This window comes from Streptomyces sp. NPDC004610 (assembly GCF_040609715.1).
Classification (GTDB): domain Bacteria; phylum Actinomycetota; class Actinomycetes; order Streptomycetales; family Streptomycetaceae; genus Streptomyces.
This window is the reverse complement of the sequence record NZ_JBEXLA010000030.1, coordinates 46,332-61,367: the sequence shown is the minus strand read 5'-3', so window position 1 is coordinate 61,367 and position 15,036 is coordinate 46,332. Positions and strand designations below refer to the sequence as shown.

Here is a 15,036-nt window from a genome sequence, read left to right as displayed (position 1 = left end):
GATATGAAAAGGGCGCGCCGGGCCCGGGCCCGTCTCGGGGCCCGCTCTCCCGCCACGGCACGGCGCCGCAGCGCCGGGGCGGAGTCTTCATACGGCCTGGAGCTTCGAGACCCTGGCGAACTCGTCCTCCAGCGGTCCCGGCCGAGGGCCGCCCACTCCCGCTCCAGACCGGTCGGCTTCACGCCGTGGAGCTCGACCACCAGGCGCGCGGCCATGGTCCATAGGGCCGGATCGGACCCGTACTCCACGGGCTCCAGGTACCGGCCCGGGATCGGCTGGACGGTGCAGGGTCAGGGGAGCGCGCCGGTAGCGGAGGAAGTCGGAACGGGGTGGGGCGGCGCCAGCCGCCGGGGGCGTCCAGGTTCGCTCCGGGACGACTAGCGGGTGAGGATGCCGAACGCGAGGCTGCCCATGAGGGCGGCCACGACGACGGCGTAGAGGATCTGCCCCACCCGGCTGTCGGGTCTCAACGGGCGCACGGCCACTCCCCGCGTTCCTGCGCGGCCCGGACGGCCGCCTGGTAGGGCTTCAGGAGCGTGCCGCCGCGCGTCAGCTCGGGGTGGAGCGGGGCGCCTGTCCCGGGGTGACACGGTGGGATCAACCAGCTCCGTGCGCCCACCGTCCGGGTCTCGTCCCCGGGCGGCGGCAGGAGGACGAGCGCGCCCGTGCGCAGCACCAGGGAGAGAGGCGCGGACCAGCCTGCCGCGGAGCCGCGTTCGATGATGAACTCCGCGCCGAGCGGCCCGAACAAGACGGGACCAACCCGGTGGCCGTCCCGGTGGAGGCGGCGAACAGCCTCCCGGCCGAGCCCGGCGGGAACATTGAGGACGTCGAACCCTACGCCGACCGGGACCTCCGCGAGGTGTCCGTTGGCCCACGCCTTCAGGACGCGTTCCAGGCGCCCGGTGGCCATGAGCCAGGGCATGGGGCCCATGGCGGAGAGGGTCCGGTCCCTCCGCGCCGAGCGCAGGCGGGAGAGAACGGGCGCGGGGGCGAGCGGCAGCGCCGTCACGAGTCGTCCGCCTCGTCTCGGGCGGCGCGCCCGCGCTGGATGAGCTGCTCCACTTCGTCCATGGAGCAGAGGGCCCCGGGGCCCCACATGGGGACGGACCAGTACGAGCACCCGCCCGGCTCCGTGAGGCTGACGGGAGGCACGCCCAGGTAGTGGTCCCGGCCGAGTACGGCCGCCTCGGAGCGGGGGTGATCCGCGCAGCTCGGGGCGGCCGAGGTGGGCACGAGGAAGTAGTAGTGGTGTGAGTGGAGGTCCATGATCGCGGCGCCTCCGTCGAACCAGGTCCGGAGGCACGCGTCCACCTCGGCCAGGTCCTCGGACCCGGTGGCCGCCCACACGAAATGGGCGGGCACCCTGACGGCCGAGAAGATCCCGCCGCAAGCCAGGAGTACGAGGTGGCTTCCCTGCTGCCAATGGACCCGGGCCCTGTCCACGTCCTGGGCGGCGGACAGCAGCCACTGCGATACGGCAAGCTGCCGCTCAGGGCCGCCGCCCGTCACCACCGCGGGCCGGTCGACAGCGGGGGTGCCGGTCTCCTCACCGCCGAGGCCGATCTCCGGCTCCTCCTCCACCGGCTGGGAAGGCTCGGTCGGGGGCAGGGTCCGGCGGGGCTGGGGGTGTGCGAGGGGGTGGGGGAAGAGGGGGTCGCTCCCGGTCACGGGTGTGACGGCTTCCTGGGAGGCATCGGCCAGCTCACGACGCCGCTCCCGATCAGCGGTTGTTCTACGCATGGTAAGTCCCTGGCGTGGGTCTCTAGTTGACACTTGGACCGTACGGCCAGAGCGCAGCGAACGCCACGGAGAGTGATTGCCAGTTCACTGAATGATGCCTGCGGGCTACCAAGCTGATGGGTAGTTCGCAGCTGAGCACCGCGAACTACCCATCTCTCTATCGATTCAGATGCTCCGTCAGGCCCGTACGTCGAGGTACGTGGACATCTCCCGCATCTCCTGGGTCAGCGTCCGCTTCCGGGTCTTGAGGATGTCCTCCATGACGTACCGGGCCATCGGCTGATGGCGAATCCAGGTGGGCGCGCCCGTCTTGACGCGGCTCAGCTCCTGCATGGCGTCGTGGGTCGACCCCACCGTGAGGTGGGCTCGGGCGACGTCCAGCCGGTGCCGGTGCCAGTTGATGGCAGAGGGTCGGCCCACTGTCTCCAGCATCTCCTTCGACAGAGTGCCTTGGTCCTTGCGGCGGAGGACGCCGTGGGCGTTACCGGCCAGGGAAAGGTCTTCCACCGCTTTGACCTCCACCGTGGCCGGGCCGAAGCGAGCCCAGTGGCTCCGGTAGTCGCGGTGCTCACGCCCCATCGCGGATGCCGCGCTGGCCGCCCTCCGCCGCGCCTGATCCGCCACGTCCTCCCGGCCGTTGCGGACGGCGGCGGCAGTGACACGGAGGCAGAGTTCCCCCCACGCCGCCAGCTCCCCCATGGTCGCCTCGGACCACTTCGGCTCAATGGCCGCGGCCGTCGTGGCCGCCAGACGCTCCACCTCGTCGAACCGGTCCTGCCTGAGCAGGAGCCAGCACAGCCCTGTGACGCCCGTCGCCGCGACCAGCCGGTCGTCCACCTCCCGGGCAAGCCTGATCGCCTCCACGAGTGCCTGATAGGCCATGTCGTACTGGCGGACCTGCGTGAGGTACTTCCCGGCCAGTTGCAGGGCATGGGCCCGGACGAGAACGGCCTCCCGCTTATGGTCCTCCTCCTCCGCCGCGACCACCGCGGCGTCGGCCTGCCGCAGGAGTCCCGGGAGCATGAGCGCCACAGACTCGTACCGATCCGAGTTGTAGAGCGACAGCCCATCCTCGATCGATCGGCGGATGGCTGACAGCTCCACCGCCTCACCGGGGTCCGCCATGCTCTCCGCCTCGATCCCCACCGGCGGCATGAGAGCCTGCCGGAGCGACGCGAGCAACTGCCGATTCGCGCTGTCGTCCTCCCCCACGGGATGCGGCACCCCCGGCGCGAAGAGCGCGGAGACCGGCACGCCGAATGCCTGTGCCACCTGGCTCAGTGTGTCCAGTCTCGCGTGTCCGCGCTGCTCGATGTTCCTGATGGTGCCCACGGAGAGACCGGACTCTTCCGCGAGTCGTTCCTGACCCCATCCGGCCGTTCGCCGGTAGGCACGGACGGTGTCTCCCAAAGGAGTTGAGTTGTGCGGCATACTGAAGCCTCCGTTCTGGCTTAGACACTCAAAACGGTACTCGCGTCAACGCCCCGTGGCTCCCTTGAGCGGACGGGGCGTTGACGTTCCCGGGTGTCGGTGTTCGGACGCACGGTAGGTCCATGCCCTCCTCCACCAGGTCAGACGGCCCGTACTGCCTGGTGCGGGATTTCGACGAACGCCTGTACGGCGTCTACTTGTAGAAGCAGGAGAGGGGAGACAACGGGATGCGCGTGGGTATCACCGGACATCGTGGGCTGGGCCAGGACGCGGAGCGGCGAGTCCGAGAGATGCTTGACGAGGCCGTACGCGGCTTCGTGGAGGACGATCTGACCGCCGTGTCATGCATCGCCGACGGCCCTGACTCCTGGTTCGCCGAGGCGGTACTGGAGCATGGTGGAAGCCTTGAGGTGGTCGTTCCCGCCGCCGAGTACCGCGAGGGCCTCCCGGAATGGCACCACCCGGTCTACGACGTGCTGTACCGCAGCGCGGCCGATGTCCACGAAACCGGCATGAACGAGTCGGCTTCCGAGGCCCACCAGGCGGGCAGCGAGATTCTCGTGGGCCTGGTCGACCAGTTGCTCGCAGTGTGGGACGGGAAGCCTGCCCGGGGATACGGCGGGACAGCCGATGTCGTTGCGTACGCCGAACGGACCGGTGTTCCGGTGCGCATCCTGTGGCCGGAGGGCGCCTGCCGGTGAGGGAGCGGGACGGTGCGGCGTCGTAGCGAGTGAGTCCTCCATGCCTTCCGTCCGGAGATCGGCTGTTTCCGCTGGTCAGACGCCATGGGTAGAGCGGTGACCGGAACCGGACCCGCCCGCCGCGACTCATCGGCCCCGCTGCCCTCCCCGGCACGACGGGACGTCATGTCACTCCCCGTGCAACCCCTCCACCAAAATGTCGATCACCAGCGGCGTCCGCGGCCCGAACCCGAGCAGGACGCCGTCCTCCAGGGCGACGACCCGGCGGTCCATCCCGGCCGGGGTCTCGCGGATGCCCGGGATCTCCACCAGGCCGTCGACCCCGCCCACCGACGCCAGCCCCTTGGTCATCATCAGCAGCACATCCGGCTGGGCATTGACCAGTGCCTCGCTGGTGAGCGGGGTGAAGGGCTTGTCCAGCCCGGCGTCCACCCCCGCGTCGACCGCGCCCGCCGCCGCGATCAGCGAATCCGCGCCGGACCCCTTGCCGCCCATGAGGTACACCGCCGCGCTGCCGCGCATGTAGAGGAACGCCACCTTGGGCCTGCTGCCCTCCGGTACGGCGTCCCGCGCCGCGGTCAGCTCCTTCTCCATGCGGGAGTTGAGCGCCTCGCCCGCCGCCGGGACGCCGAGCGCCTCGGCGACGCGGGTCGTGCGGGTGGTGACATCGGAGAGTTCCGTCGCCGGGTCGAGGACGACGACCGGCACCCCCGCGTCCCGGATCTGGTCGATGGCCTCCGAGGGCCCGGTGTCGGTGTCCGCCAGCACCACCGTCGGCCGCAGCGACAGCACGCTCTCCGCGCTGACGTCGTGCGCCTTGGTCACCAGCGGCAGATCCGCGGCCTCCTCGAAGGTCGCCGTGATGTCCCGGCCGACGACCCGGTCCCCCAGCCCGAGGGTGAACACGATCTCCGCGACCCCGCCGTTGAGCGGCAGGATGCGCGAGGTGTCCTCGACCGTCACCGAACGCCCGTCGGAGGAGTCCACGGTGACCGGGAGTTCGGGGGTGGGCGGCTCGCCCGCCAGCGGGACGAGGGTGTTCGCGTCGAGCCGTGCCCGCGCCGCCTCGGCCCGCTCGCCCGCCGACGCCGGGGACGCGCCGGAACCGGTATCGCCGCCCGCCTCACCCGAGCCCCCGGAGCCGCCGCCCGCGCAGGCGCCGGTCAGCAGCGCCAGCGACAGCATGAGGGCCGCCGCCGTGCCCCACCGCGGACGCGAACGGCTCCGGTTCCCTGACCCGGTACGGTTCCCCGGCCCCGTACTGTCCCTGTCCGGGCCCCCGTCCCCGTCCCCGCCATGGGCGGAAGCCGTCCACCGTCCCGCAGCCTTGACCCTCATTCGTCGCCCTTTCCCCTTCGACGGCACGCACTTGGGCGATAGTTTAGGTTAGGCTGGCCTAAGTTTCCCGAGGTGGGGGTGTTCCATGTCATCGGCAAGTGGCCCGCGCGGCAGGCGCGTTGGCTGGATCGGCGCGGTCACGGTCGCGGGGGCGCTGACGCTGGCGGTGCCGGCGCCCGCTGTCGCGGCCGGGGGCTCGGCGACCGGCCCGGAGGGGCAACGGCTCACCGTGTCCAAGACCTCCGGCCTCACCGAGGCGGGGGAGACGGTCACCGTCACCGGCACCGGATACAACACCGAGAAGGGCATCTACATCGCCCTGTGCGTCGACAACGGACCCGGCAAGACCCCGACGCCCTGTGTCGGCGGGGTCGACATGTCCGGTGAGTCCGGGGCCTCCGTCTGGATCTCCTCCAATCCGCCGTCCTACGGCGACGGACTCGCCCAGCCCTACGAGGGCAGCGGCCATGACGGCTCGTTCTCGGCGCAGCTCAAGGTCCGCGCCAAGGACGCCAACACCGACTGCACCGCGTCCGGGGTGACCTGCGCGGTCATCACCCGCAACGACCACACCCGGGGCGGCGACCAGACCCAGACGGTCCGGGTCCCGGTGTCGTTCGGCGGCGCGGCGGCGGACGGCGGGGCGTCCACGGGCGGCGCGGAGTCACCGGACCCGACCGCCACGGCGGGCTCCGGCACCACCACCGGGGGCGGGACGACCGGCACCACCACCGGTGGCGGCGGCTCGGACTCCGGGTCCACCGGTGACGGCCCGCTGGCCAGCACCGGTTCCGGTCTCGCGCTGCCGCTGGGCATCACCGCGGCCGGACTGGTCGTCGCCGGGGGCGCGACCTGGGCCCTGGCCCGCAGGCGCCGCTCGGCCGCCGCCGGTACGTCCGGCGTGCGGTGAGTCAGGCCCAGGGACCCGGGCCTGAGCCCCGGCTCCGGTTCTGGCTCCCGCGTCACATGGTCAGTTTCTTCGGGAGGTTCGAGGGACGGTGGAAGTGAAGGCGAGGAAGAGACCCGCCGCCGCGCTGGTCGTGGCGGGCGGAGCCGTGCTCGCGCTGCTCGCGCCGGGGACGGCGGTCGCGGCGGGCGGCGCCGAGGTGTCGGGCGGGTATGTGAGCTGGTCCACGGCCGAACTGGCCGGTGCCGGACTCACCCTGACGGGCGGCACCGGATCCGCCGGGCGCACCTGGTTCCGCGCCGGGGGCGGTGCGGTGGACGGTACGGACGCCCGGGTCGAGCTGGCCGGGACCGCCGCCTTCGGCGCGGCGGACCGGCCCGCGCTGCCGCTGGCCGAACTGTCGCTCACCCTGGACGACGGCACCGGCACCCTGCACGCCCGGCAACCCGGCGCCGACCGCCCCGAGTTCGCCCTCGCCGCCGTACGGCAGGGCGACACCGCCCCCGTCGTACGGGACACCGGGGCCACCTGGACCGGGCTGCGCGCGGCGCTGACCGAGGAGGGGGCCGCCCTGCTGTCCGGCTGGAGCGGGCGGGAGTTCACGGCGGGGGATCCGCTGGGGCTGCTGGACGTGACCGTGGGCACCGGCGACGGCACCCCCGAGCCGCCGCCACCGGCCCAGGGCGGCACCGGGGAGACCCCCGCGGCCCCGCCGCCCACCCCGGACGCGCCGGAACCCCCCGCGGCCGGGGCACCGGACCTGGACACCGGCGGTCCGCCCGCCGCGACCGTGGCGCACCCCGCGCTGACCGCCGGGGGTGAACAACGCGTCACCGGTACCGGGTTCACCCCGGGCGCGGTCGTCCTGGTCGCCATCGACGGCGACACCCGCTATCAGGCGGTCGCCGATGAACGGGGGCGGGTGGAGCGGGCGTTCCCCGTCTACACCAACGCCGTCGCCGGGGAGCACACCGCCGAACTGACACCGGTGACGGGCGGGGGCGGCGGCGCGCTGGCCCGCTTCGAGGTGCGCAGCCCCGACTGACCCATGTGCTGACCCGGTACCCGGGTCACCCCCAGGGGTACGAGGAGCGGACTCGCCGAGTCCGCTCCTCGGCATGTCCGGGAGGAGACCTCAACTCCCTTTGGAAAAAGGTGAGTTGGGACTCCTTTGCGAACCGTTGACAATCCTCCCCGGGTGGGACTTAGGTTTGCCTTACCTAATTGGGCCGCACTGAGAATCTGAGAAGGGGAACCTCGTATGAGACCCGTTTCCACGCGTACCGCCGTCCGCGCCGGGCTGGCCGTCGCCGCCTCCGCCGCACTCACCCTGGGCCTGGCGGGCTCGGCGTCCGCCGCGACCTCGACCCGCACCATCAGCGACGGCGGCACGACCTACAACCTCTCGCTCACCGCGCCGAACTCGGCGTCGGCGGCGGGCCAGGTCATCACGGTCTCCGGGTCCGGCTACAACTCCGGCCAGGGCATCTACGTCGGCCTGTGCGTGGTCAACGGCGCCGCGGGCGCGAACAAGCCGTCCCCCTGCCTCGGCGGCCAGGATCAGAGCGGCTCCACCGGCGCCTCCCACTGGGTGAACCAGACCTTCGGCGGGCTCTTCGCCAACAGCTCCAAGTTCACCACCGGCGGCAAGTTCACCGTGAACATCTTCGTCAAGGCCCAGTTGGAGGACGGCAGCGTCTGCGGCGAGGACGTCACCTGCGCCGTCGTCACCCGCGCCGACCACTTCGACACCAACGACCGCAAGTACGACGTGCACGTGCCGATCAGCTTCTCGTAGCCGACGGCACCCCTGGACGTGGTGCGGGCCAGCTTCCCGGCCCGTACCACCCCGGTGCGGGCCGGCTGTCCCACCGGCCCGCACCCCCCATCCCCCGCACCCGTCACCTCGTCACCTCGTGAAAGGTCCCCCCATGCGCGCAGCCACCCCCCGCAACGCCGCCCGTGCCGGTCTCGCCGTCCTCGCCTCCGCCGCCCTCACCCTGGGCCTGGCGGGCGCGGCGTCCGCCGCCACCTCGACCCGCACCATCACCGACGGCGCCACCACCTACAACCTCTCCCTCACCGCCCCCGACACCGCCGCCACCGCCGGTCAGGTCATCACCGTCTCCGGCTCCGGCTACAACACCACCCAGGGCGTGTACGTCGCCCTGTGCGCGGTCAGCGGTGCCCCGGGCCAGAGTCAGCCCACCCCCTGCCTGGGCGGCGCCGACCAGACCGGCACCACCGGCTCCTCCCACTGGGTGTCCAACTTCGGCGGCGGCACCGTCGCCAACAGCTCCCGCTTCGGCACCGGCGGCACCTTCTCGGTGAACATCTTCGTCAAGGCCACCCTCGACGACGGCAGCGTCTGCGGCCAGGACGTCACCTGCGCCGTGATCACCCGCGCCGACCACACCGACACCGCCGACCGCAAGTACGACGTCCACGTCCCGATCGCCTTCCAGTAGTCCCGTCCGGCCGGGCGCACCGCCTCACGCGGGGTGCCCGGCCCTCGGCGTCCCCGGGGGCAGCCGGACGCACATCCAGCCACGAGGAACCCGCCATGACTGACGACACCCGTCCGGACACCCCCGCCAGAGGCGGCCGGCTGCGGCGGCCCGCCGCGTTCATCGGCTCGGCGGCGCTGATCGCCGCCGGAGCCACCGCCGTCACCCTCGGCCCGCCCGCCCAGGCCGCCGACACCCCGAGGACCGGCCTCGGCAAGGACGGCCAGAAACTGACCGTCTCCGCCTCCGCCAACCTCGACCCCGACGGCGAGACCCTCCGGATCACCGGCGAGGGCTATGACGCCACCAAGGGCCTGTATGTCGCGCTGTGCAAGGACAACGGGGACAACCGCATCCCCACGCCCTGCCTCGGCGGCGCCGACCAGACCGGCGGCAGCGGCTCCTCCAAGTGGATCGTCCCGCCCGGCGACCCCAACGAGGGCGATCTCACCGAGACCTGGGGCGCGGGCGGCACCTTCGACGTCCAGCTCGCCATCGAGGCCAAGGACGGCGGCCTGGACTGCACCCAGGTCACCTGCTCGGTGATCACCCGCGTCGACCACCGCGCCGCCGGTGACCGCTCCCAGGACGTCCGGGTCCCCGTCACCTTCGAGGGCCAGGACCCCGGCGGCCCCGGTGACGGCGTGGACGTCCCCGCCGGGACCGTCAGCTATGTCCGGGCCGCCGAGTACGGCACCGCGGGCCAGCCCAACGATCTGCTGCTGCACCCCGACTCCGGGAAGCTGTACGTCGGTTCGAGCAACATCCCCGACACCTCCGATGTCAACGAGGCCGGGCTGTACGTGCTCGGCACCGCCGACGGCCGGGTCCTCAGCCATGTCGCCCAGGCGCCCAGCGCCACCGGGGTGCTCGCGCCGCGCAATGTGCAGCGCATCGCCGGGCCGCTCGCCGGGGACGGGGTCGTCTTCCAGTACCCGGTGCGCGGGATCGGCACCGCCAAGGACGGCGACACCGCCGCCACCGGCTTCTGGCCGGCCGGCGCCGCCATCAACGGCATCGCGCCCGGCACCGCAGCCGCCACCGTCTTCGTCGCCCAGGGCACCACCCTCTCCGAGATCGAGCACACCACCGGCACCGTCCGCCGCTCCGCCACCCTGGACGGCACCGGCGAACTCGCCACCGACAACGCCCGCCAGGCACTCTGGGCCGCCGACTACGCCACCAAGAAGCTGCGCCGGATCGACACCCGCACCCTGGAGGTCACCGCCACCGCCGATCTCACCTCTGACCTGGTCGCCTTCGTCAGCGTCGACCCCGCCACCGGCAATGTCTGGGTCGGCACCGGCCACGACGTCCTCGTGTACGACAAGAACGGCACCCTCCTCACCACCCTCACCGGCACCGACCGCCCCACCGCCCTCGCCTTCGACGCCACGACCGGCGAGGCGTTCGTGCTGCGCGAGGACTACGGCAGCGCCGAGGACGGCGCCGACAACGTCGGCTCCCTCGACGTCCACTCCGCGACCACCTTCGCCAAGGCGGCCGAGTCCCTCGCCCTGCCCGGCAGCCGCGCCGGGGCCTACGCGGGCATCGCCGTCACCCCGGGCGCGGGCACCGTCTTCGTCACCAGCACGGCGGAGAGCGAGGTGCTCCGGCTGGAGCGCCGGATGTCCCCGAGGATCACCCAGGCGCCCACCGACCAGACCGCCGCCCCGGACGCCCGGGTCACCCTGGTCGCCGCCGCCGAGGGCACCCCGGCGCCCACCGTCCGCTGGCAGGTCAGCCCCGACGGCGGCCAGACCTGGACCACCGTCGAGGGCGCCACCGAGAACGCCTACGGGTTCACCGCGCGGCTCGCCCAGAACGGCTACCGCTACCGCGCCGAGTTCACCAACTCCGCCGGCACCACCCGCACCACCCCCGTCACCCTCACCGTCGAGGCACCCGACGACGGGGGCGACGGCGGCGGCGACGGCGGTGACGAGGACCCTTCGGGCACCCGCACCGGCACCGGTCCCGAGGGCCAGAAACTCACCGTCACCCCGGTCAACCACCTGGCCCTGGAGGACCAGAAGCTGACCGTCACCGGCTCCGGCTACGACATCGACAAGGGCGTCTACGCCGCCCTGTGCGTCGACAACGGGCCCGGCGAACTCCCCAGCCCCTGCATCGGCGGCGTCGACATGACCGGCACCTCGCACTCCTCCGCCTGGATCTCCTCCAACCCGCCGGACTACGGCCAGGACCTGGCGATCCCGTACGGCACCGGCGGCACCTTCGAGGTGGAGCTGACCGTGGACGCCAAGGACGAGTTCACCGACTGCTTCCAGGTCACCTGCGTCCTCGCCACCCGCGCCGACCACACCCTCTCCGGCGACCGCAGCCAGGACGTCAAGGTGCCGGTCGCCTTCACCGGCCAGGACCCGGTGGACACCGACCCCGGTGACGGCGGCGACACCGGCGGGGGTGACACCGGCGGCGGCTCCACGGGCGGTACGAGCGGCGGCTCGACCGGTGGCACCTCCGGCGGCACGGGCTCCACCGGCACCACCGGCTCCACCTCCGGCGGGACCACCACCACCGGCGGCGGCAGCCTCGCCTCCACCGGCGCCACCATCGGCACCGCCGCCGCGCTGGCCGCGCTGCTCACGGCCACCGGCTGGTACGTCCACCGCCGCGCCCGCGCCCGCACGACGGCCGAGTAGCACCGAGGAGCACCCAGGCGGGCCCGCACCCCGGAACAGGGGTGCGGGCCCGCCGCCGTACGGGGGGAATCCGCCTACTGGTTGATCACGAACTGCGAGCCCGGCTGGACCACGATGTTGCCGTCCGCCGAGTTGGTGATCGTCACGTTCGACAGGGTGGCCGTGCCCCTGGCCCCGCTCATCGCGAGGATCCCGGCCCCGTTGTTTGACCTGTCGATGACGACGTTGGAGATCTGCGCGGTCACCGTGCCACCGCCGGTCTTGAACTGGATGCCGTCATAGGTCGAGTCATGGATCTCGGTGTCCCTGATCACGACCCCGGGGATGCTCTGCCCCTGGGCGAACAGGGTGATGGCCCCGAACTCCTGGTCCTCGTTCCAGAACGCCCCGCCCGTGCGGTACAGCCCGTTGTTGGCGATCAGGGTCTGTCCGGAGAAGGGCAGCGGATCGTGATCGGTCGCCAGCATGATGCCCGGGTAGTTCATGGTGTCGGAGATCAGATTGTTCTCGATGGTGTTGTCATAGCCTCCGTAGACCGCGATGCCATTGGCCCGCCAGGGGAGCTGGATGGTGTTGTTGCGGAAGGTGTTGTCATGGCCGATGTCCACGGACTGGTCCCTGACGTACTTGTTCGCCCAGACGGCGAGCGCGTCGTCCCCGGTGTTGCGGAAGGACGAGTTCTCCACCGTCGAATTGCGGCTGCCGTTGGAGAAGTTGATGCCGTCCGCGTAGGTGTTGCGGATCCGCATGCCGGAGAACTCCAGACCGTCGGCCGGACCCCACAGCTCGGGGATGTTGTCGTAGTCCCGGCCGACCCACACCCCGACATTGGCGTGCTCGATCCAGACGTTGTTGATCTCGGTGCCGGTGCCGAACCGGCCGTTCAGCCCGACGCCGCCCTCGGCACCGCCGTCGCCGCCCCGGATGGTGCCCGAGCCGAAGATCGCGATATCGGAGATCTGGGTGTTCTTGTCGATGTCGAAGCCGAAGTTGCCCTCGTGCGGATGGTTGATGCCGCCCGCCTGGTGGGGCGGGGTGAGGGTGTAGAGCTGGGAGTGCCACATACCGGCGCCCCGGATGGTGACATTGCTGATGCCGACCTGGTTGTACTGGCCCCGGTTCTGCGGGTCGTCGGTCAGGATCTTCTGTTCCTGGCGCCACTGGCCCGCCGGGATCCAGACACAGCCGATCTGCCCGTTCTGGTCGGCGGTCACGGCCCGCTGGATGGCGTTCGTGTCGTCCAGACCGTCATTGGGCACGGCCCCGTACTCGGTGATCGAGACACAGCCGGACGGCTGCTGCGCGGGCGGTGCCACCTGCTCCAGATCGATCAGGTCGATGATGTAGAAGGACGCGTTGTCCCCGGTGTCCCGCTGGAGCCGGAACTTGGTGCCCGCCGGGTAGCTCTGCGTCAGCAGCGCGTTGGACTCGTCGAACAGCCTGCGCGCGTCGGTCCCCGGGGTGTTGGACAGCCCCTCCGGGTCGTCCGTGGTGCCGTACAGCCAGCTGTGCTTGGACGACAGATTCAGTTTGCGGACGAAGGTGCCGTTGGCGTAGAGGCTCAGGGTCGCCTCGGCGCCGCCGCCGCCCGCCGCGTCCGGGACGGAGTTGCGCACCACGATGGAGTTGGCGGCACTGGTGGAGGTGAACTCCACATACTGCCCGCTGGTGCCCAGCCGTACCGACTTGCGGCCGGAGGACTCGGTGGCGAAGTTGGTGTGCCCGAACGTCCGCTCCTGGTCCGCCGTCAGCAGAGTGCCGTTGTGGGCGGCGTTCTCCGCCTCGTACTCGATGTAGGGCACCGCCGCGCCCCGGCCGACCACGATCGAGCGGGAGTAGACATTGTTGCCCTCGTTGGTCTCGGCGACGGTGTTGGTGGCGTCGGCGGTGGCGGTGAGCACGGCCGCGCCGCTGGTCGCCGTCCAGGTGCCGCTGATCGCGACCTCGGCGGTGGCGCCCGCCGCGATCGACGGGGCGGTGCCGTTGAGGGTGGCCGAACCGGCGGTGACCCGGGTGACCGTACCGGCCGCGACGGCCGTGGTGCCCCGGTTGTGCACCGACACGGTGAAGGACACGGCGGCACCGGCCGCCGGGCTGGACGGGTTGGTGGCGATACCGCGGACCTCCAGGTCCGGGCCGGGGCTCTGGCCGACGGTCAGCCGGGTGGCCGCCGTGCGGCTGTTGTTGCTGTTGTCGAGTTCCGGCACGGTGTCCGTCGGGTCCACCACCGCCGAGACGGTGTAGCTGCCCATCGGCCGCTTGCCCAGGGTGACCGGCACGGTCGTCTGGGCGCCCGCGGCGAGCGCGGCCACGGAGGCACTGCCCGCGACGGTGCCCTCCAGGCTGACGTTCACCGTGGAGGCGGGGGAGGCGGCGGTGCCCGCGTTGCGCACGGTCACCTGGGCGGTGACGGTGTCCGCCTCGGTGGGTGACGCCGGGCTCCAGGTCAGCTCGTTCACCACCAGGTCCGGGTTGGGCGCGGCGGTGCCGATGACCTCGAACTCGGCGGCCTGGGCACCGTAGCCGCTGCTGTTGGCGGTGTAGGTGAGCCGGACATCGGTGTAGCGGCCGGTGACCGGGATGGTGACGGTGTTGGCGTTGGAGGCGGGGTTGAAGGTGTAGTCGGCGCGGGCCTTGATCGAGGTGAACGCCGTCGACCCCTGGGCCCGGCCGAGCACCTCGATGCTCTGGGTCCGGGTCGCCCAGGCCGCGTCCGGGTTGAGCTTGACGACGACGCCGGAGAGGTCGGCGTTCGCGCCCAGCTCGACGGTGAGGGAGGCGGGCTGGCCGCCCGACTCCCAGTAGGTGCCCACCTGGCCGTCGTTGGCGTTGGCCGCGACGAACGAGTGGATGGTGGAGGTGGCGGTGATGGGCTTGCCCCGCGCCAGGTTGGTCCCGTTGACCGGCGGCTCACCGGGGTCCGGGTCGGTGCCGTAGACCTCCAGCGCGGAGAGCTGGGCGGCGTTCCAGCCGGTGTTGGCGGTCACCAGGACCCGTACGTAGCGCACGGTGCGGGCGGTGAAGTCGACGGTCACCGTGTTGGCGGCGGCCGGGTCGAAGCGGCGGGCGGCGGAGGTGGACAGGGCGGAGAAGGTGGAGCCGTCCGTGCTGCCCTCGACGGCCAGCGTCTGGGTCCTGGCCTCCCAGGACGACGGCAGCTTCAGGACCGCCTGGTTCACCTCGACCGCGCTGCCCAGGTCGACGCGGACCCAGCTGGGGAACGACCCGGCCGGGCCCTCCCAGTAGGTCCCCTGGCTGCCGTCGGTGACGTTCACGGCCGGATAGCCGCCGTTCGCGCCGCTGGCGGTGGCGCTCTTGCCCAGGGCGATATTGGGGCCGGCGGCCACCGCGGCGGCGGCGGTGCCGGGGTGCAGGCCGAAGGCGACCAGCGCGGCCAGGATCAGGCCGGTGATCGTCCGCAGACCGTGTCTTTTCCGTCTCATGGCGTCCTCGTTCCATGGCGGGGGACGACGGGGGAGAGATGGCGCTGGAGCTGTTGTCCGGAACTACCGGAGGGGAGTTGGGATTTTGCGCGATTCCATCGCAAGTTTGCGCGGCTTGGGTGACAGATTTCTGGCCGGGTTGACTTTTGTCAATGGCATGGACACGAAGAGGTGCACGAGGGGGCGGGGTGGGGGTGGGCCGGGCCCGCTCCGGGTCCGGTTTCGGCCGCTGCGCCCGAGCGGCGCGCGCTATCCGTGGAATCGGGTGAAGGTGGGGGTACCTGTGCGTACCTGTACCGC

General features: G+C 71.9%; 11 protein-coding genes. 6 read left to right on the top strand and 5 right to left on the bottom strand.

The window, feature by feature from the left end; translation table 11 throughout:
• Window positions 1-466: 466 nt before the first annotated feature.
• The 3 genes from ABZX40_RS29130 to ABZX40_RS29120 all read right to left on the bottom strand — a co-directional run bounded on the left by ABZX40_RS29130 (window position 467) and on the right by ABZX40_RS29120 (window position 3,174).
• Window positions 467-1,012, bottom strand: coding sequence for a hypothetical protein (locus tag ABZX40_RS29130; protein WP_355747635.1), 546 nt, complete (start codon window positions 1,010-1,012; stop codon window positions 467-469).
• Entirely contained in the window at window positions 1,009-1,743 is a 735-nt protein-coding gene (locus ABZX40_RS29125) for a hypothetical protein (protein WP_355747637.1), read from the bottom strand. The genes ABZX40_RS29130 and ABZX40_RS29125 overlap by 4 nt, the downstream gene beginning before the upstream one ends.
• A gap of 177 nt (window positions 1,744-1,920) precedes the next feature.
• Window positions 1,921-3,174 (bottom strand): helix-turn-helix transcriptional regulator, encoded by a 1,254-nt coding sequence (locus ABZX40_RS29120; RefSeq protein WP_355747640.1) that lies wholly within the window; start codon window positions 3,172-3,174, stop codon window positions 1,921-1,923.
• A gap of 227 nt (window positions 3,175-3,401) precedes the next feature.
• On the opposite strand from ABZX40_RS29120, the gene ABZX40_RS29115 reads away from it, so the two are divergent.
• On the top strand, window positions 3,402-3,875 hold the full coding sequence (locus tag ABZX40_RS29115; protein ID WP_355747642.1) for a hypothetical protein: 474 nt from the start codon (window positions 3,402-3,404) through the stop codon (window positions 3,873-3,875).
• 168 nt (window positions 3,876-4,043) lie between these two features.
• Here ABZX40_RS29115 and ABZX40_RS29110 read toward each other — a convergent pair whose 3' ends face one another.
• Entirely contained in the window at window positions 4,044-5,060 is a 1,017-nt protein-coding gene (locus ABZX40_RS29110) for an ABC transporter substrate-binding protein (RefSeq protein ID WP_355747645.1), read from the bottom strand.
• A gap of 238 nt (window positions 5,061-5,298) precedes the next feature.
• Between ABZX40_RS29110 and ABZX40_RS29105 the strand changes: the two genes are divergently transcribed.
• From ABZX40_RS29105 to ABZX40_RS29085, 5 genes are all read left to right on the top strand, one after another.
• Window positions 5,299-6,123, top strand: coding sequence for a hypothetical protein (locus tag ABZX40_RS29105; RefSeq protein WP_355747648.1), 825 nt, complete (start codon window positions 5,299-5,301; stop codon window positions 6,121-6,123).
• Window positions 6,124-6,217: 94 nt separating this feature from the next.
• Window positions 6,218-7,165, top strand: coding sequence for an HtaA domain-containing protein (locus ABZX40_RS29100; protein WP_355747651.1), 948 nt, complete (start codon window positions 6,218-6,220; stop codon window positions 7,163-7,165).
• Window positions 7,166-7,381: 216 nt separating this feature from the next.
• On the top strand, window positions 7,382-7,918 hold the full coding sequence (locus tag ABZX40_RS29095; RefSeq protein ID WP_355747654.1) for a hypothetical protein: 537 nt from the start codon (window positions 7,382-7,384) through the stop codon (window positions 7,916-7,918).
• Between the two features lie 133 nt (window positions 7,919-8,051).
• On the top strand, window positions 8,052-8,588 hold the full coding sequence (locus ABZX40_RS29090; protein WP_355747657.1) for a hypothetical protein: 537 nt from the start codon (window positions 8,052-8,054) through the stop codon (window positions 8,586-8,588).
• Window positions 8,589-8,683: 95 nt separating this feature from the next.
• On the top strand, window positions 8,684-11,293 hold the full coding sequence (locus ABZX40_RS29085) for an immunoglobulin domain-containing protein (RefSeq protein WP_355747660.1): 2,610 nt from the start codon (window positions 8,684-8,686) through the stop codon (window positions 11,291-11,293).
• A gap of 74 nt (window positions 11,294-11,367) precedes the next feature.
• Here the strand turns inward: ABZX40_RS29085 and ABZX40_RS29080 are convergent, their stop codons facing one another.
• Entirely contained in the window at window positions 11,368-14,736 is a 3,369-nt protein-coding gene (locus tag ABZX40_RS29080) for a CARDB domain-containing protein (RefSeq protein WP_355749682.1), read from the bottom strand.
• Window positions 14,737-15,036 lie beyond the last annotated feature (300 nt).